Below are 17328 nucleotides of genomic sequence, written 5' to 3' on the forward strand. Positions count from 1 at the left end.
CGCGGCCGTCAGCCCGCCACCGGTTCCATGCGGCCGAAGCGGCCCGCATGGAAATCGGCAAAAGCCTGGCGGATTTCCGCCTCGCTGTTCATCACGAACGGCCCATACCCCACCACCGGCTCGTCGATGGGTTCGCCGGACAGCCAGAGCAGCGCGGCATCGCTGTTGGCCTCGATGCGCACATCCGCGCCGTCCCGCCCGAACTGCACCAGCTGGCCTTCGCGCGCCACCTCGCTGCCGTTGAGCAGCACCGTGCCGTGCAGGATCACCACGGCCAGCGTGCGGCCCGGCGGCGACTGCAGCGTCGCCGCGCGGCCCGCCTGCAGGCGCAGGTCCCACACGTCCATCGGCGTGTGCGTGCGGGCGGGCCCCCGCGCGCCGCCGTGGTCGCCGGCGATGATCCGCAGCGTGCCCGCGCCGTCTGCCAGCGGCACGCTGGGGATATCGCGCGCAAGCAGAATCTGGTAGCCCGGATCGGCCTGTTTGTCCCTGGCGGGCAGGTTCACCCAGAGCTGCACCATCTCGATCCAGCCGCCGCGCCGGGTAAATGCCCGGGAATGGAATTCCTCGTGCAGAATGCCCGATCCGGCCGTCATCCATTGCACGTCGCCCGGGCCGACGACCCCGCCCGCGCCCGTGGAATCGCGGTGCTCCACCTCGCCCTGGTACACGATGGTCACCGTCTCGAAACCCCGGTGCGGATGCGCACCCACGCCCCGCGGCCGCGCCGCCGGCGGAAACGCCGTGGGCTGCGCGTGGTCGAGCAGCAGGAACGGGCTGAGCGCCTTGCCGTGGTCCGTATAACTGAAAAGCGAACGCACCGGAAAGCCGTCGCCCACCCAGTGCGGACGAGGCGCGCTGCGGATACCCTGGATGGTTTTCATCATTTGCCTTCCCCTGTGCGGCGGGCGCGGAAGCGGCCGCCTCGATCATTCCGACAGTCTATTTGCGCAACGAAACAAGGATAAGCCCGCAAATTTCATCCTTTGCGTTCCATGACTGGAACGATGAAAGCTCCCGACCTCAACGATCTCCACCAGGCGCGTGGACGTCATCGCCGAGGGCCTGGGCCTCGCCATCCGCGTGCCCCCCGGGCCCTTGCAGGACAGCGACCTGATCCTGAGAACCCTGTCGGACCGCGGCCAATACCTCGTGGCCAGCCCGCGCTCCTGTTCAAGAACCGGCGGCCCATGCCCCGCGACCCGCAGAACCCCGCCGAACAGCCCGCCATGGACGAGGGCCAGCCGCCGCAAGACCATCGCTGGCGGCTCAACGGCCCCGACGGCGCGGGGTCCGAGGGGCGGCACCTCCCCCGCTGCGTCACTCAGAGCGCATGCCTGCCTTGCGCGATGCCGCCCTGGCCGGCGTCGGCATCGTCCAGCTGCCGCGCATGTCCGTGACCGACGACTTCGCCCGCGGCCGGCGAGCCGGCCGCGCTGCGCATCCGCGCCGCGTGGACCGCCGCCCGACAGGCTTAAACTGCGAAACGGATCGAACCAAGCCACACACCAGGCGCGCACCGGGCCCGAAGGCCGCAGGCGCGCCGACGCCCACAGGAGAGGAGACGATGGAGTCGCTGGACGCGGAGCGCCGCATACCCTTGCCCGCCGGCCCGCAAGCGCCGGAACCGGCCAACGGCGCGCCCCCGACATGGCGCGATGCCCTGCGCGAGCTGTCGCCAGCCTATTTCGGACTGGTGATGGCGACCGGCATCGTGTCGCTGGCCTCGGACATGATGGGCCACACGCGCATCGCGCAAGCGCTCTTCGTCCTCAACATCGTCCAATACGTGGCGCTGTGGGCCGCCTACCTGCTGCGCATGTGGCAGTTTCCCCGGCGCTTCTTCGGCGACATGACCGACCACGCCAAGGGCCCGGGCTACTTCACCCTCGTGGCCGCCACCTGCATCCTGGCCAGCCAGTTCATCCTGCTGCACGACGACGTATCGATCGGGCTGGCCATGTGGGTGCTCGCCGTCGCGCTGTGGTTCGCGCTGACCTACACGATCTTCATGGCATTCACGGTCAAGGCCGAGAAACCGCCGCTGGACCGCAGCATCAGCGGCGCCTGGCTGCTCGCGGTGGTATCGACCCAGGCGCTCGCCGTCTCCAGCGCGCTGCTCGCCGCCCGCATCGGACAGCCGTTCCGCCTGGAGCTGAACCTGGTCGCGCTGTCGATGTGGCTATGGGGCGGCATGCTCTACATCTGGATGATGTCGCTGATCTTCTACCGGTACACCTTCTTCCCCTTCTCGCCCGGCGACCTCTCGCCGCCCTACTGGATCAATATGGGCGCCATGGCCATCTCCACCCTGGCCGGCTCGCTGCTCATCCTCAACGCGCCCCAGGCGCCCTACCTGGTGTCGCTCATGCCCTTCCTCAAGGGCTTCACCGTGCTCTATTGGGCCACCGGCACGTGGTGGATTCCCATGCTGATCGGCCTGGGCATATGGCGCTACGCGGTCCGGCGCTTCCCGCTGCGCTACGACCCGCTGTACTGGGGCGCCATCTTCCCGCTGGGCATGTACGCCGCCTGCACCTGGCAGATGAACCGGGCCATGGGATTCGACTTCCTGGGCTTCCTGCCGCCCGTCTTCCTCTTCATCGCCCTGGCCGGCTGGCTGCTGGCATTCTCGGCCATGATCCGGCGGTTGCTGCGGCTGGCGGGGGCGAAGGCGGGGCGCTGAAGTGCCGGGCTGCGCCGGGCCACGCCGCAACAGACGAGCCACGACAGGGCGGGCAGCGTCGGGCCGGGCCGACGTTTTGGCGGCGCGCCGCGCCGGGTGCCGGCCTTGCCGCGGCGGAAAACCCGGATATCCATATGCAAGCTAAATCGTTGGCGCCCATTCCCGCCAGGCTTACGATGCCTGACATAGCCGGGCCTGCTGCCCGGACAAAGGCTCCCATATGCAACGCCTCGTCTCCCCGATCCTGACCCGCCGCCCCGTCCTGCTGGCCGGCCCCCGCAGTTCGCGCCGCTACGACGCCGTCGCGTCGCAGCAGGCTCAGCGCGACGCGCGCCTGCTGCGAGAATCCGCCCGGCGCATTCTTGCGGTGTCCGCGCGGTACATGCTGCCGGCCGCGTGACGCGCGGCCGTTCCGGCACTTCCGATTTATCCGACCGTCACCGCGCCCATCACGGCCCCGGCCGGCACATCGGGCATCCATATCCTCGACCGCCCCGGCATCACGACTTCGCCCGCTGCCCGACATGCCTCGCGGCGGCGCCGAGCACCGCGACCGCCAGGGCCAGCGGCACAAAAGACACCCACAGCACGGTATCCCAATCGTAGGCGGCGAGCAGCCCTCCGGACGCGAACGAGCCGACCGCCATTGTGCCGAAGACGACGAAATCGTTGAGCGACTGCACCCGGTTTTTTTCTTCCGGGCGGTGGCATTCCAGCACGAGCGCGGAAGCGCCCACGAAACCGAAATTCCAGCCGATTCCGAGCAGGACCAGCGTCAGCCAGAAATGGGAGATCCCGATGCCGGTCAGACCGACGGCCGCGGACACGCCGATCAGCAGCAGTCCGGCCGCCACGATGCGCCCGGCCCCGAACCGGACGATCAGCCGCCCGGTAAAAAAGCTGGGCGCATACATGGCGATGACATGCCACTGCAGACCCAGGTTGGCGTTCTCCTGGGAATGGCCGCAGAGATGCATGGCCAGCGGGGCGGCGGTCATGAGGAAGTTCATCAGCATATAGGAAACGGCGCCGCAGATGACGGCCGTGATGAACCGGGGCTGGCGCGCAATGACGGCCAACGGCCGCCCCAGCGCGACTTCCGCGGGCGTCGGCGTCGGCAGCCGGACTCCCAGCAGAACGAGCGCCGACAGCGCCGCCACCGCGGCCTGCACGAGAAAGGTGGCGGCAAACATGTGCGGTTGCCACAGATACATAGTGTGGGTGACGAGCTGTGGCCCGACCACGCCCGCCGCCACGCCTCCTCCCATCACGAAAGAAAGCGCGCGCGCCCGCAGCGCGGGAGAAACGCCGTCCGCCGCGGCGAACCGGAAAGACAGCACCACGGCCGCGTACGCGCCGCCAAAGAAAGTCGCCAGGCAGAAAAGCCGGAACGAGCTCGACACCACGGCCGCGGCCGCCAGCAGGCCCACGAGCACCCCGCAGCCGGTGCCGGCCAGGAACGCGGCTCTTCTGCCATGGCGGCGCGCGATGGCGCCGGCCGGCATGATGCAGGCCGCCATGCCCACCACGAAAATGGAGATGGGCAAGGTGGCCAACGCCTTGTCCGGCGCCAGCATGTCGCCGACGATCGCCCCGGTGGCGTAGACCACGACGGAATTCGCGCCGGCCAGCGCCTGGGCGATGGTCAGCCGTGCGATGTTGCCGCGCTGTTCCTGCGGCGAGAGTTCCTGGACGGGAATGCTGGGTGCTGCGGGCGCAACGGACGACAAGGCTCACCTCGGTAATAACTAAATAATTATTGGTTATTTAGCGAGAGGATAACGCTTTTGCGCAAACGGCATCGGACGTTCGCTGCGCGTCCGGGGGAAGCCGTCCCGGCAGGGCCGGTCAGGCGCTCCGGCGCGTCCGGTCCATGGTGAGAACCGTGCCAGCGGCATGGTTTCGATTCTGGGAAGCGCGTTTACGAGCGCGCTGAGCCTCAGCGCTTTTCGCTTCCATGCGGCTCGCTTTTTACGCTAAGGCTGTTTCACGTTGAAGCTGTTTTACCTTGGCCGCCAAATGCAAAAACCCGCATCCTCGTATGAGAAATGCGGGTTTCATGGATTGCCAGGCACTGCCTGCAGGTACTGCCTGGAATCAGATCCTGGTGCCGACGGCGAGACTCGAACTCGCACAGCTTTCGCCACTACCCCCTCAAGATAGCGTGTCTACCAATTTCACCACGTCGGCAATCTGGGTGGGCACGGCCGGAAAGGTTTTTCTTCCCCCTCTTGGCACGTGCACTTCTGGCCCTGTACTTCCGGCATCGTACTTCCGGCCTTGTACTTCGGGCCCTGCACTTCCGGCCATGCGCCCAAAAGCGTTACCGGAAAGTCGTGCATTCTAGCACGAAATCCGCTCCGTTGGGAGAACATCGTGCGTGTCAGGGCGAACATTGTCAGGTCCGCCCTGACGGGATTTTACTTCGCGGGCGCGGCCGGGGTTTCGGTCGATTTGTCGCCAGCCGCGGGCTTCTCGGCAGCGGGCTTTTCCTCGCCCGCCGGCTTGCCGCCGGCCGCCGGCGTGGCCGGCGCCGACGGCACGGACGCGTCGGGCTTGGCGGGAGCCGCCGGCACCGAGGCCGCACCGGGCACGGAAGACGCACCGCCCGTGGCGGGCTGGCCGGGCACCTGGGGCACGGAGCGGTCGGCCGGGTAGTCCTGCATCACGCCGGAATCGACGGCCGCGGGGCTGGAGCCCTTGTGGCTCATGTAGGCCAGGCCGGCGGTGGAGGCGAAGAAAACGACCGCGCACCATTTGGTCATGCGCGACAGGAAGTTGGCGGCGCCGGTGGCCCCGAACAGGCTGCCGGCGGACCCGCTGCCGAAGGCGGACCCCATGTCGGCGCCTTTGCCCTGCTGCAGCAGGACCAGCACGATGATAGCCAGCGCCGATATCACTTGGACGACCAGCAGAAGTTTGAGAATCAAGGGCATTACGAACTCCGGAACGGAAACTTAGATAGCGGCGATACGCAGGAATTCTTCGGCCACGAGCGACGCGCCGCCAACCAGGGCTCCATCGATATCGGGCATGGCGAACAAGCTGGCGGCGTTGGCGGCCTTGACGCTGCCGCCGTAAAGCACCTGCACCCTGGCCGCGCCCAGCGCGGCCAGGGCGGCGCGGATGGCGCCGTGCACTTCCTGGGCCTGCTCGGGCGTGGCGCTGCGGCCGGTGCCGATCGCCCACACGGGCTCATAGGCCAGCACCATGCGCGACACGGCCCCGGCGCCCAGCGCCAGAACGGGCTCCAGCTGGCGCTGGATGACGGCCAGCGTGCTGCCGGCGTCGCGGTCGGCCAGGGATTCGCCCACGCAGACTACGGGCGTCAGCCCCGCGGCCAGGGCGGCGCGGGCCTTGTCGGCCACGATCTGGTCGGTTTCGCCGTGCAGGGTGCGGCGCTCGGAATGGCCGGCCAGCGCCCAGCGGCAGCCGAATTCCTTCAGCATGGGGCCGGAGACTTCGCCGGTGTAGGCGCCCTTCTCGTGAGCGCTGACGTCTTGCGCCCCCCAGGAGACGGCGCTGCCCGTCAGGGCCGAAGCGGCCTGGGCCAGATAGGGAAACGGCACGCAGACGCCGATTTCGCAATGGCTCGCAGCATCCGCGGCGCGCAGCTCGGTCAGCAACGCGGCATTCTCGGCCAGGTTGCCGTGCATCTTCCAGTTGCCCAGCACGAGGCGGGCGCGGTTTTCGACTGAAGTCATGGCGCAAGTATCAGAGAAATAGAGTCCAGGAGGCGAGCCCGCACGCACGGATACGGCCGGTACGCAGTCCGGGCCCGCCACGGCGTCGGGCCTGCGGCCGTCCACCGCGAAGCCGCGGCCGGCTGCCCCGTGAACGGTCCCGCGAACCAGGCATACGCCCACGGGCCGACCTGGAAAAAATTCCAGGTCAAACCTTAGATTGTATCCTGTTGTGGGCCGGCGCGCCGAACGAACCGCAAGGCGCGCCGAGGACGCTTCAGACTGTCAGGATGATCTTGCCGATGTTCTCGCCGCTTTCCATCATGGCGTGCGCCTGCGCGGCCTGTTCAAGCGGGAACGTCGCATGCACGATGGGTCTGATGGCGCCCTGCTCCAGCAGCGGCCACACCCGTTCGCGCAAGGCGCGGGCAATGGCGCCCTTGAACGCCACCGGGCGCGGGCGCAGGGTGGAGCCGGTAATGGTGAGCCGGCGGCGCATCACCTGGTTGGTATCCACCTGCGCCTGCGAGCCGCCCAGTTGCGCGATGATGACGATGCGGCCGTCGTCGGCCAGGCACTGGATGTCGCGCGCGATGTAATCGCCCGCCACCATGTCGAGAATGACGTCCACGCCGCGCCCGTCCGTGGCGTTCTTCACTTCCTGCACGAAGTCCTGCGTCTTGTAGTTGATGCCCTTGGCCGCGCCCAGCGACTCCACGGCGCGCGCGCGTTCGTCGCTGCCCACCGTGGCATACACGGGGTTGCCCATGGCGCGCGCCAGCTGGATGGCCGTGGTGCCGATGCCGCTCGCGCCGCCATGCACCAGCAGCGTCTCGCCCTCGGCCAGCCGGCCGCGATCGAAGACGTTGCTCCAGACGGTGAAATAGGTTTCCGGCAGGCCGGCCGCCTCGATGTCGGACAGCCCCTGCGGAATGGGCAGGCACTGCGCCGCGGGCGCCACGCAATATTCGGCGTAGCCGCCTCCCGCCACCAGCGCGCAGACGCGATCGCCCAGCGCCAGGTCGGTGCCGGCCAGGTCGCCGCCCACGATTTCGCCCGCCACTTCCAGACCGGGCAGGTCCGACGCGCCACGCGGCGGCGGGTAAGCGCCCTTGCGCTGGAAGACATCGGGACGGTTGATGCCCGCCGCGCTCACCTTGATCAGGACTTCGCCGGCGCCCGGCTCCGGCGTGGGGCGCTCGACGGCCACCAGCACCTCCGGCCCGCCCGGGCGCGAGATTTCAACAGCCTTCATGATGTCTCCTTGTGCGGTAAATGGATTATTATTGCGCCCTTTGGTGGGCAAGCCGCGCCCCGCGCCGGCTTTTCGTTTGCCTGGCGGCCGCTTGCCCCACCGGAAGCGTGGCCGAGCGGTTGAAGGCACCGGTCTTGAAAACCGGCAAGGGTTTGCGCCCTTCGTGGGTTCGAATCCCACCGCTTCCGCCAATTTTGCTGTATTTAGTGGGTTCTCCGCATGGTTTTCAGGATGAACCCGCCTAAAAACCCGCCTTCCAGAAAGTGATGGGATGCGACGGAAAATGATGTTGTGAGACGACAACGAGCCGCCCCTTGAGGCGGCTTTTTGTTACTTGGTGACGTCCTGCTGACGTTTGACTTCGCGCAGCCGCTTCGCATGGGGCTTCATCCTCGTGACCACGCGCTGCGTAGCTTCCGGGCTCAACCACTTCGGGCCTGCTTCGGATCGGACGTGCTCCATCTTGAGCATCAATGCCTCGCGCTCCTCCGGGGTTGCCAAGCGCCCGTGGATCAGCTTCCCGCGTGGGCGCTCCAAAAATCGTTGCCGCACATCAGGCAGCGGCGGACCTTCACGCGCGGGTCCCTTGAGCCAAAAGGGCCTGATCGTGCTTGAGGTCAGTCGTCATGTGCGACCTCCTGAAACACGTAGATGCCGCGGCGATACCCAGCCTTGTTGTTGAACCAGTCGTTGTCGGCGGGATTGGCCTTGCCGCTCATGACCTCGTTGCAGTGGTCGAGCATGTGGCGGAACCAAAGCGCACGCGGCGACGTATCGCGCGAGCGGGTGGCCCGTTCGGTCAGTTGGTCGAGTTCGACAAGATCAGCGTCGGCTCCTGGGGCAACTACCGCGGCACGCTGGACCTGTCCACGCCGGTCACCGAAGACGGACGCATCCGCACGCGCCTGGTCGCGTCGCACGAAGACAAGAAATCCTTCTTCGACCGCTACGAACGCAAACGCAGCGGGAAGGCGCGGGCTGGGCCTCGTCCGGGGAATACGAATACCGCGATCACAAGTTCGTCCCTTATGCCGGGGTGGTCTACGGCCTCACCCCGACATACCCGGTCTACGCCACCTACACCAGCATCTTCAACTTCCAGGACGAGCGAGATCGCGCGGGGCTGGCAACTCTTCCTCGGCGCCACGCGCTTCATCGCCCAGGACGCGGCTGGCAAGGACATCAACACCGAGCGCCCGCGCACCCTGTTGCGTCCGTTCACCGCTTATCAATTGCCCGTAGACTGGCACCGCCTGACGATAGGCGGCGGCGTCAACTGGCAGAGCCGCGCCTACTACGACGGCGTTGGCCCCAACCGCGAGAGCCAGGAACAGGGAGGGTATGCCATCACCAACCTGATGGCCCGCTACCAGCTCTCGCCGGACCTGTCCTTGCAGGTGAACGTGAACAACGTGTTCGACAAGAAATACCAGCGCGCCGTCAACTGGCATGGCCAGGGCATCTGGGGCACGCCCGCCGAAGTCATGGCCACCCTGCGCTATAGATTCTGAGGCGGACGGCGCGGCCCCGGCGGCCGCGCCGGTTGCGGGCCGCATGACTGGCCATGCTTGCGGCATATTCCCTCCGGCCCGGCACGGGCGTAGGATAGAGTTGCGTTTGTCGTCCCGCTGCGCCCCCCCAACCCTCGGCGGCGCCCCGCCGCCCATTCCTCCGGAGGCCGTCATGATCAAGCACATCCTCATCCCCATCGATGGATCCAGCCTGGCCGATTCCGGCCTGGCGCAAGGACTGGAACTGGCGCGCGCGTTGCAGGCCAGCGTCACCGTGCTCACGGTAATCACGCCCTTCCAGATGCCCTCCTCGGAAACAGTGCGCTTCGAAGGCATGCGGTCGGTCTACGAGGAACAGTCGCGCGAACTGGCGCGCTCGTATCTGCGCGAGGCCGAAGACAAGGCCAAGGCGGCCGGCGTGCCATGCAAGACGGACCTGCGTGAACACGAGGCCATCTACCAGGCCATTGTCGATGTCGCCGTCACGCAGGGCTGTGACCTGATCGCCATGTCTTCGCACGGCCGGGGCGGCGTGGCGGCGGTGCTGCTGGGCAGCGTCACGCAGAAAGTGCTGGCGCACTCCAAGGTGCCGGTGCTGGTGTACCGCTGAGCCCGCCGCCGGACCGCCTTCGCGCCGTGCGCGCCGGCAGGCTCACGCTTGCCTGGCGCGAAACGTCGGCGGGATGCCCGCCGCCGCCACCCCGCTGCGCAGCGTTTCCCGCGGCAGGCTGGCCGCCAGCAGTTGGCGCGCCTCGATGAGTCGCGCGAGATCCACGCCGGTTCGATAGCCCATGCTTTCCAGCATGAAAACCAGGTCTTCGGTCACGATGTTGCCCGATGCGCCGGGTGCGAACGGGCAGCCACCCAGCCCGCCGAGGCAGGCGTCGAAGGCGCGTATGCCTTCTTCGAGCCCTGCCAGCGCATTGGCCAGCCCCAGGCCCAGGGTGTCGTGCAGATGCAGCTTGACCAGCCGGGCCCCCACCGCGTCCTGCGTAGCGCGCACGGCTTGGCGCACGCGTCCCGGATGCGCATAGCCCACGGTGTCGGCCAGCGCCAGCTCGTCCACGCCGGCGCGTTCCAGCGCGGCGGCCACCGACGCCACGCGGTCGACGGGCACCTCTCCCTCCATGGAACAGCCGAACGCCGTCGCCACGGCGGCGTCGATACGCACGGGTCGCGGCTGTGCGTGCAGCCAGTCGGCGATGGCGGCCACCACGTCGATCTGCGCCTGGGTGCTCTTGCCCACGTTGGCGCGGCTGTGCGTGTCGCTGACCGATACCGGAATCGCCACCACCTGCGCGCCCGCCTCGTAGGCCGCGATCGCGCCCTTGAGATTGCAGGCCAGCGCGCAGACGGCGATGCCCTCCAGCGCCAGGGCATGCGGCAGCACCTCCCCGGTGTCGGCCATGGCCGGGACCAGCCGCGGCGATACGAAGCTGCCCACCTCGATTTCCGGCAGCCCGGCCGCGGCCAACTGCGCGATCCAGTGCAGTTTGTCGGCCGTCGCCATCGCGCCGCGCGCCATCTGCAAGCCGTCGCGCGGCCCCACTTCGCAGATCCGGACCGTCTCGCTCATTGCCGCCTCCGCTATTGCTGCACCCTGATGCCGGCCGCCGCGATGGCTCGCCGGGCCTTGCCGATGTCCTGGCGGATCAGCGCGGCGAACTGGTCGGAGCTCGCCGGCTCGGCCTCCAGCCCCTGCGAGGCCAGCGCGTCGCGCACGTCCTGGCGCGCGAGCAGCCTGTTGAAGTCGGCGTTCAGGCGCGCCACCACGGCCGGCGGCGTGCGTGCCGGCGCGAGCACGCCATAGTAGGTCACCATGTCGCAATCCTTGTAGCCCAGCTCCGCCACGGTCGGCACGTCCGGCAGGGCGGGATTGCGCCTGGGCGAAGTCACGGCCAGCGCCCTCACCTTGCCCGCCTTGATAAGCGAGGCCGCCGATGAAATCGACGAGCCGGCGAACTGCAAATGCCCGCCCATCAGGTCGGCCAGCGCGGGCGCGGACCCTTTGTAGGGCACGTGCTGCATCTTCACGCCGGCGGAATGCTGCAGCATCTCCATGGCGATGTGCACGCCGCCCCCGGTGCCCGAGGTACCGTAGGAAATCTTGTTGGGGTCCTTGCGCGCCGCCTCGATAACTTCGGGCAGGCTCTTGTAGGGCGAGCTCTCCGCCACCAGCAGCACCATGGGCGTAGTGGCCACCAGCGCCACGGGAGCCAGGTCCTTGATCGGGTCGTACGAAACCTTCATCAGCAGCGGAATCAGCGTGACGTTGTCGGACTGGCCGATCACCAGGTCGTAGCCCTGCGCCGGCGCCCGGGCGGCCTCGGCCAGCCCCAGCGCGGTGCCCGCGCCCGGCTTGTTCTCCGGCACCACCGCCCAGCCGTTCAGCTCGTGCAGCTTGGACCCCATGAGGCGGCCGATGTAGTCGGTGCCCCCGCCCGGCGTGGACGGAATGATGATGCGGATAGGCTTGCTCGGATAGTCCTGCGCCTGTGCGGCGCAGGCCAGGGCCATGGCGGCCACGGCCAACAGCTTGCGTACCATGTCGTCTCCTCTTCGATGAAAAAGCCGGGCGGTCTGGCGCCGCCTCGGGGCCGGGGCCGCGCCCCGGATCCATTCATGCAATCACGCCCGCCTCGCGCAGCGCGTCGATGCGCTGCGCATCCAGCCCCATACGCAGCAGAATGTCCCGCGTGTGTGCGCCCCGGGCGGGCGGGTCGGAGCGCTTGCCTGCCTTGCGTCCGTCGAATTCGATGGGCAGCGCGGCCGCGGAAATCTCCCCGCCCTCCGGCAGCCGGGTCTTGAGCAGCGCGCCGCCGGCCTTCAGGTGCTCGTCGTCCAGCAGCTCGTGCGGCTGGCGTATCGGCCCGTACGACAGGTTGGCCGCCTCCAGCGCCGCGCACAGGTCGGCGGTCTTCCACGACTTGAGGATTTCGGCCACGCCGGGCACCAGCCACGAACGCGCCGCCTCGCGGTCCACTGCCGTGGCCAGGCGAGGGTCGGCGGCCCACTCCGGCGGCAGAAAGCGCTGCGCGAAATTGCGCCACTGCGCATCGCCCACCACCGCCACGAATACCCGGCCGTCCGCGGTGTCGAACACGTCGTAGACACCCCAGGGCGGACGCCGCTCCGCGCCCATGGGCTTGGGCGCGTCGCCCGTGAGCTGGTATTGCGCAATGAACTGCGCCACCAGCAGCAGGTTGTTCTCGAACAGCCCCGCACGCACGTGCCGTCCGCGACCGGTGGCGTGCCGGTCGTGCAGCGCCGCCAGGGCGCCCACCACGCCGAACGTGCCGCCCAGGATGTCGTTGACCGAAGCGGCCACCCGCTGCGGCGCATCGACGCCGCCATTGATGTAGGCCAGCCCGCCCATCATCTGCACCACCTCGTCCAGCGCGGTGCGGAGTTTGTACGGACCCGACAGGAAGCCCTTGAGCGACACATAGATCAACCCGGGGTTCGCGGCGGACAGCGATTCATAATCCAGGCCGTACTGGGCCAGGCCGCCGTCGCGGAAATTCTCCACCACCATATCGGCCCGCAGCGCCAGCCGGCGCGCGAGCTCGCAGCCCTCGGCCGACTTGAGATCAACCGCCAGGCTCTGCTTGTTGCGGTTGAACACGGGAAAATAGCCGCTGCCCGATCCCTTCAGGCGGCGCGTGCGGTCGCCTTCCATCGGCTCCAGCTTGATGACCTCGGCCCCCAGGTCCGCCAGCGCCAACCCGGCGGCCGGGCCCATGATCATGTGGGAAAGCTCCAGAACCCTGATCCCGCGCAGCGGCAGCTCCGAGCCGTCCATAAACGGGCTACCCGACATCTTTGTCATCCACCTATCCTCATGGCTGTATTTTGGTTGCGGCGCCAGCACGGCCATGATCGCGGGCCCGCTTCCGGCGGAAAAGCGGTCTTTCAGAAACGGGGCATTCTCTTTTCGGAACGTCCGGGTTACCCCCAGGCAGGCCCGGCCTCGGGCCTGCTCTCTGCGGGCAGCACGCCCAGATGCGCGAGCCAGGCCCGCGCCGCCGGGGCGAGCGTGTCCGGTTCCCGCACCGCCACGCAGATGCGCGTGGCCGCCCACGGTCCGCTCAAGGCAATGAAACGCAGCTCCGGCCCTCCGTGCCTGTCTTTGAGATACAGCGGCACCACGCCGACGCCCAGGCCGCGCGCCACCAGCGCGCATATGGTTTCGTGGGCGCTCACCCGCGCGCTGATGCGGCGCCGCACGCCGGCCTCGCGCGCGGCGCGCTCGAACACCTCGCTGATGCCGTTGTCGCGGTTGAGTTCGATCTGCTCGTAAGGCAGCAACTGCGCATAGTCCAGCACGTCGCGGTCGGCCAGCGAATGCTGGGCCGGCACCACCGCCGCCAGCTCGCAATGCCCGTACGGAAACACCTGCAGGCCCTCGTGGCTGAAATCCGAGCCCACGGCCACGTCCGCGCGTCCGTGCAGCACCTCCTGGAACACCTGCCGGGTCGTGTCTTCGGTCAAGGACAGCTCGATCTGCGGGCAGGCGCGCCGGAACGACTGGATGCGCTCGGGCAGCTCGCCCGCCAGCGCCGCCACGCTCACCGCCAGCCGCACCCGGCCGCGGATACCCGTGGCGAACCCCCGCATCTCCCGGTGCATGCGCTCCATGGCGCGCAGCACCATGCGCGCGTGCTCGGCCAGCGCGTTGCCCGCCGGCGTCGCCTGCACCCCGCGCACGCCGCGCTCCAGCAGCGGCACGCCGAACGCCTCTTCCATCTCGGCCATGCGCTTGCTCACCGCCGAAGGCACGAGATTCTCCCTCGCGGCCGCACGCGCCAGGCTGCCCTCCTCGAGCGCGGCCAGGAACAGGCGCAGGGAAACGGGATCGATATCGCGCGGATGCGGGTGTGCGAACGGGAGCGGCTTCATGCCGGAAAGTGTCCCCGCCTGCCGCGGCCCGCGGGATCGGGGTTTCCCCTAGGGCCTGTCAGCCCGGCCGCGTCTGGCCTGACGCCCGCCCGATTGTCCGCCTGTGCGACGCTCCTTTCAGGGTGAGCGCGCCCTGGCCGCAGGCCGCCCTGGTGGTATAGTCTCGCCCTCCGGCGGCCGCGCGCGATGCGTGCGCGCCGGCCCCGCTGCCGCCCCAGGGCCGCGGCGCCCGAGTGGTGAAATTGGTAGACACAAGGGACTTGAACAATTTGAGCCCGCCGGGGGAAACCCCGGCGGTGCAGCCCGTCAAACTCGGCGAACGCCCTGGACCCCGGTCCGAGCCAACGCCGAGCCAAGCCTGGCCCCGCTGGCCAGGAAGGTGTAGAGAGCAGACGGCGGGCGCCTAAGGCCGCGAGGCTATGGCGAAGGCGTGCTCCAGACCACGAACAGCCCTGCTGGCGGCGAAAGCCGAAGTGGTAAGAAAATCCCTCGGCCGCAAGGCCGTACCGGTTCGATCCCGGTCTCGGGCACCATTTCCTCTATTCTTGAGCCGGTGTTGCATGCGCCGGCCCTTTACCGTGACCCCCATCCCACCTTTCATCGTCATCGACGCCTGCGTCCTCATGTCCGGCATTCTGCGGCGGCTGTTGCTGCGGCTGGCGCAGGCGGGGGTGTATGCGCCGGTCTGGACGGACCGCATCGGCGAGGAGTGGCGGCGCAATGCGGCGCGGCTGTGGGAGATTCCGCCGGCGGTGCTGGAAGAGCAGTGGCAGGACATGAATGCGCGCTTTCCGCAGGCGCGCGAGGCGGACACGCAGGCGTACGAGGCCGGCCTGCGGTATAGCGATCCCAAGGATTTCCACGTCATCGCGGCGGGCCTGGCGCGGCGGGCGCGCTGCGGGCTGCAGCAGCCGCCGGCGGTGCAGGTGCTTACCTGGAACCTGAAGGATTTCAACCGTTCGGAGCTGCGTCGCCAGGGGCTGGATGTGTTCAACCCCGACCGCATGCTGTCGCGGTGGTGGGAGGAAGGCGCGGACCGGATGCGGGAGGCGCTCGCGGCGGTGCCGGACGATTATGTGGCGCTGGGGCGCGAGCCCGAGCCGCTTGCGGCCACGCTGCACCGCGAGCGTCTGTACCGGCTGAAGAACCTGCTGGCGCGCGAGGCAGCGGCGCGCTCCTGAGCCTCAGTGATCGTGGTTGCTGGCGTGGAAGCCGGCGGCGTTGAGCATGTCGATCACTTCCTGGATGTGCTCGGGGCCACGGGTCTGCAGCACGAAATCCACTTCCACGTTGCGCACGGGCAAGGCGGTGAAGGCGCGCTGGTGGTGCACTTCGGTGATATTGGCCTGGGCGTCGGCGATGAGCTTGGTGGCATGGGCCAGCGCGCCGGGCAGGTCGCGCAGGTCGACGCGGATGCGGGCGAGGCGGCCGGCGCGGACCATGCCGCGCTCGATGAGTTCGCCCAGCATGAGCGGGTCGATGTTGCCGCCGGTGAGCACCAGCCCGATGCGCTTGCCACGGTAGCGGTCGCTGCCCTCTTCCTGCGCGCGCAACAGGGCCGCCAGGCCGGCCGCGCCGGCGCCCTCGACGACGGATTTCTCGATTTCCAGCAGCACCACGATGGCGTGCTCGATGTCGCTTTCGCTGACCAGCTCGATGCGGTCGACGAGCTTGCTGACCACGGGCAGGGTGAGGTCGCCCGGCGATTTGACGGCGATACCCTCGGCGATGGTGTAGGCGCCCTGCGGCAGCGATTCGCCGCGCACGGCGCCGTACATGGAAGGAAAGCGCTCGGTCTGCACGCCCACGATCTCGATGCCGGGCTTGAGCGCCTTGGCCGCCGTGGCCATGCCCGAGATCAATCCGCCGCCGCCGATGGCCACGACCAGGGTGTCGAGTTGCGGCTGGTCTTCCAGCATTTCCAGGGCCACGGTGCCCTGGCCCGCCATGACGGCCTCGTCGTCGTAGGGGTGGATCATGACGAGGCCGCGCTCCCGGGCCAGCTGGTAGCCGCGCGCCTTGGCGTCGTCGAAGGTGTCGCCGGCCAGCACGACTTCCGCGCCGAAGCGGCGGGTGTTGGCGATCTTCACGGTGGGCGTGAAACGCGGCATGACGATCACGGCCGGCACGCCCATGCGCTGGGCATGGTAGGCCACGCCCTGGGCGTGGTTGCCCGCCGAGACGGCGATCACGCCCTTGGCGCGCTCCGCTTCGGTCAGGGTCAGCATGCGGTTGAGCGCGCCGCGCTCCTTGAACGAGGCGGTGAACTGCAGGTTCTCGAATTTCAGCCAGATTTCCGCCCCGAAGATGTCGGACAGCGTGCGCGACAGGGTGAAAGGGGTTTTCAGCACCTGGCCGCGCAGGTTCTCGCGGGCGGTCTGGATGGAGGCGATATCGATCACGTTGGCGATTCCCGGTTAGCGCACAGGCAGGAAATTGAAGAGCAGCAGGCCCTGGGCGTAGTTGATGCCGATGCGCCGTGAATTCTCTCCGAGCAAGTTGGCGATGAGATCCAGCCGGCCGATGATGGCGCCGAATTCGCGCTCGAAGCTCAGGTTGGAGGCGGTGGCGGACATTTCATTGGCCAGCAGGAGAGGTTCGCCCTGCTTGTTGCGGCGCGTCGCCAGCAGCCAGGCGGCCGCCTCGACGTTCCGAGCGGCATTGTAGACCCGCTGGCCGTCCAGCGCGTCGGAAACGTACAGCCGGGTCTTGCCGTTGTGGGCGGTGATGATGGTGTCGGCCAGCCCGTAGATGAAGGCGGCCACCCGATCGCCCGGGTAGCCCGGGTCCAGCGACACCGCGAGGATCTGGATGTCGTGCAGGCCGGACAGATCGGCCGGCGGAACCCGGTTCTCGATGGCGTGTTTCACGCGCGCCACCGCCGCGGCGTGGTCCGGCACGCCGCTCTTGCGCCATTCGCGCGGATTGCGGCGGTAGAGCTTGTCGAGCAGCGCATAGAGGCTGGCGAGATTGTCCCGGACTTCGAGCGTGACGGTGCGGTTGAAATCGGTCTGGGCGAACTGGTCCGCCGACATGGCCTCGCTCCTGGGCCCCGGCTGCCCCGGCTGCCCGCCGGCGCAACCGCCCAGCAGCAAGACCGCCGCCAGCGCCATGCCGCCCAACGCCGGCCTTTTCCTCATGCCCTCACCATCCGAATCCTCCCCAGGCCGCGCCCGGGACCGGGCGGCATCGATTCCACGCGCACGAATTTACCGTAATACCGCCGCCGGGCGCCAACGGCGAAGCGGCGCACGCGCACGGGATGGCCCGCCCCGGGATGGCCCGCCCCGGGAT

At 68.4% G+C, this 17328-nt stretch carries 17 protein-coding genes and 2 tRNA genes; 6 read left to right on the plus strand and 13 right to left on the minus strand.

Translation table 11 applies throughout. From position 1 onward, the window contains the following. Positions 1–8: 8 nt before the first annotated feature. Entirely contained in the window at positions 9–884 is an 876-nt protein-coding gene (locus NGJ44_RS18055; protein WP_251864877.1) for a pirin family protein, read from the minus strand. Positions 885–1567: 683 nt separating this feature from the next. Here NGJ44_RS18055 and NGJ44_RS18060 point away from each other — a divergent pair. Both NGJ44_RS18060 and NGJ44_RS18065 read left to right on the plus strand, forming a co-directional pair. Beyond that, a complete protein-coding gene (locus tag NGJ44_RS18060; protein WP_251864856.1) occupies positions 1568–2686 on the plus strand; it encodes a tellurite resistance/C4-dicarboxylate transporter family protein in 1119 nt (372 codons plus the stop codon). A gap of 220 nt (positions 2687–2906) precedes the next feature. Then, positions 2907–3086 carry a hypothetical protein gene (locus NGJ44_RS18065; RefSeq protein WP_251864858.1) on the plus strand — a complete coding sequence of 60 codons (180 nt, stop codon included), beginning with the start codon at positions 2907–2909 and terminating at the stop codon, positions 3084–3086. 100 nt (positions 3087–3186) lie between these two features. On the opposite strand, the gene NGJ44_RS18070 is transcribed toward NGJ44_RS18065, so the two are convergent. The 5 genes from NGJ44_RS18070 to NGJ44_RS18090 form a co-directional block, all read right to left on the minus strand. Then, positions 3187–4416 carry an MFS transporter gene (locus NGJ44_RS18070; RefSeq protein WP_251864860.1) on the minus strand — a complete coding sequence of 410 codons (1230 nt, stop codon included), beginning with the start codon at positions 4414–4416 and terminating at the stop codon, positions 3187–3189. Between the two features lie 375 nt (positions 4417–4791). Beyond that, positions 4792–4876: transfer RNA gene (locus tag NGJ44_RS18075), tRNA-Leu, on the minus strand. 230 nt (positions 4877–5106) lie between these two features. Continuing rightward, positions 5107–5622 carry a preprotein translocase subunit SecG gene (gene secG / locus NGJ44_RS18080; protein ID WP_251864861.1) on the minus strand — a complete coding sequence of 172 codons (516 nt, stop codon included), beginning with the start codon at positions 5620–5622 and terminating at the stop codon, positions 5107–5109. 21 nt (positions 5623–5643) lie between these two features. Next, positions 5644–6390 (minus strand): triose-phosphate isomerase, encoded by a 747-nt coding sequence (gene tpiA / locus NGJ44_RS18085; RefSeq protein ID WP_251864863.1) that lies wholly within the window; start codon positions 6388–6390, stop codon positions 5644–5646. 256 nt (positions 6391–6646) lie between these two features. Next, the gene (locus tag NGJ44_RS18090) at positions 6647–7624 is read right to left on the minus strand and encodes an NAD(P)H-quinone oxidoreductase (RefSeq protein WP_053244845.1); all 978 of its coding nucleotides are present in this window, start codon (positions 7622–7624) and stop codon (positions 6647–6649) included. A gap of 101 nt (positions 7625–7725) precedes the next feature. Here NGJ44_RS18090 and NGJ44_RS18095 point away from each other — a divergent pair. Then, positions 7726–7815, plus strand: a tRNA-Ser gene (locus NGJ44_RS18095). 426 nt (positions 7816–8241) lie between these two features. On the opposite strand, the gene NGJ44_RS23135 is transcribed toward NGJ44_RS18095, so the two are convergent. Continuing rightward, positions 8242–8367, minus strand: a complete 126-nt coding sequence (locus tag NGJ44_RS23135; protein ID WP_286012394.1) for a hypothetical protein — start codon at positions 8365–8367, stop codon at positions 8242–8244. 60 nt (positions 8368–8427) lie between these two features. Here NGJ44_RS23135 and NGJ44_RS18100 point away from each other — a divergent pair, with 60 nt between their 5' ends. Together NGJ44_RS18100 and NGJ44_RS18105 are read left to right on the plus strand one after the other, a co-directional pair. Beyond that, the gene (locus NGJ44_RS18100) at positions 8428–9135 is read left to right on the plus strand and encodes a TonB-dependent receptor domain-containing protein (RefSeq protein ID WP_251864865.1); all 708 of its coding nucleotides are present in this window, start codon (positions 8428–8430) and stop codon (positions 9133–9135) included. A gap of 172 nt (positions 9136–9307) precedes the next feature. Then, positions 9308–9745 (plus strand): universal stress protein, encoded by a 438-nt coding sequence (locus NGJ44_RS18105; RefSeq protein WP_053244855.1) that lies wholly within the window; start codon positions 9308–9310, stop codon positions 9743–9745. A 42-nt stretch (positions 9746–9787) separates the two neighbouring features. Here the strand turns inward: NGJ44_RS18105 and NGJ44_RS18110 are convergent, their stop codons facing one another. The 4 genes from NGJ44_RS18110 to NGJ44_RS18125 form a co-directional block, all read right to left on the minus strand. Continuing rightward, positions 9788–10711, minus strand: a complete 924-nt coding sequence (locus NGJ44_RS18110) for a hydroxymethylglutaryl-CoA lyase (protein ID WP_251864867.1) — start codon at positions 10709–10711, stop codon at positions 9788–9790. Between the two features lie 11 nt (positions 10712–10722). Next, complete coding sequence (locus NGJ44_RS18115; protein WP_251864869.1) at positions 10723–11682, minus strand: tripartite tricarboxylate transporter substrate binding protein; 960 nt, start codon at positions 11680–11682, stop codon at positions 10723–10725. A 73-nt stretch (positions 11683–11755) separates the two neighbouring features. Next, positions 11756–12964 carry a CaiB/BaiF CoA transferase family protein gene (locus NGJ44_RS18120; protein ID WP_502802143.1) on the minus strand — a complete coding sequence of 403 codons (1209 nt, stop codon included), beginning with the start codon at positions 12962–12964 and terminating at the stop codon, positions 11756–11758. Between the two features lie 119 nt (positions 12965–13083). Further along, positions 13084–14034 carry a LysR family transcriptional regulator gene (locus tag NGJ44_RS18125; RefSeq protein WP_251864871.1) on the minus strand — a complete coding sequence of 317 codons (951 nt, stop codon included), beginning with the start codon at positions 14032–14034 and terminating at the stop codon, positions 13084–13086. 623 nt (positions 14035–14657) lie between these two features. On the opposite strand from NGJ44_RS18125, the gene NGJ44_RS18130 reads away from it, so the two are divergent. Next, positions 14658–15215 (plus strand): PIN domain-containing protein, encoded by a 558-nt coding sequence (locus NGJ44_RS18130; RefSeq protein WP_235489539.1) that lies wholly within the window; start codon positions 14658–14660, stop codon positions 15213–15215. A gap of 3 nt (positions 15216–15218) precedes the next feature. Here the strand turns inward: NGJ44_RS18130 and NGJ44_RS18135 are convergent, their stop codons facing one another. After that, positions 15219–16436: a threonine ammonia-lyase gene (locus NGJ44_RS18135; RefSeq protein ID WP_053244859.1), complete on the minus strand. Its 1218-nt coding sequence runs from the start codon at positions 16434–16436 to the stop codon at positions 15219–15221. 15 nt (positions 16437–16451) lie between these two features. After that, entirely contained in the window at positions 16452–17174 is a 723-nt protein-coding gene (locus tag NGJ44_RS18140) for a hypothetical protein (protein ID WP_152968024.1), read from the minus strand. Positions 17175–17328: the final 154 nt, after the last annotated feature.

Source organism: Achromobacter sp. Marseille-Q4962 (assembly GCF_943737005.1).
Taxonomy (GTDB): Bacteria; Pseudomonadota; Gammaproteobacteria; order Burkholderiales; family Burkholderiaceae_B; genus Achromobacter.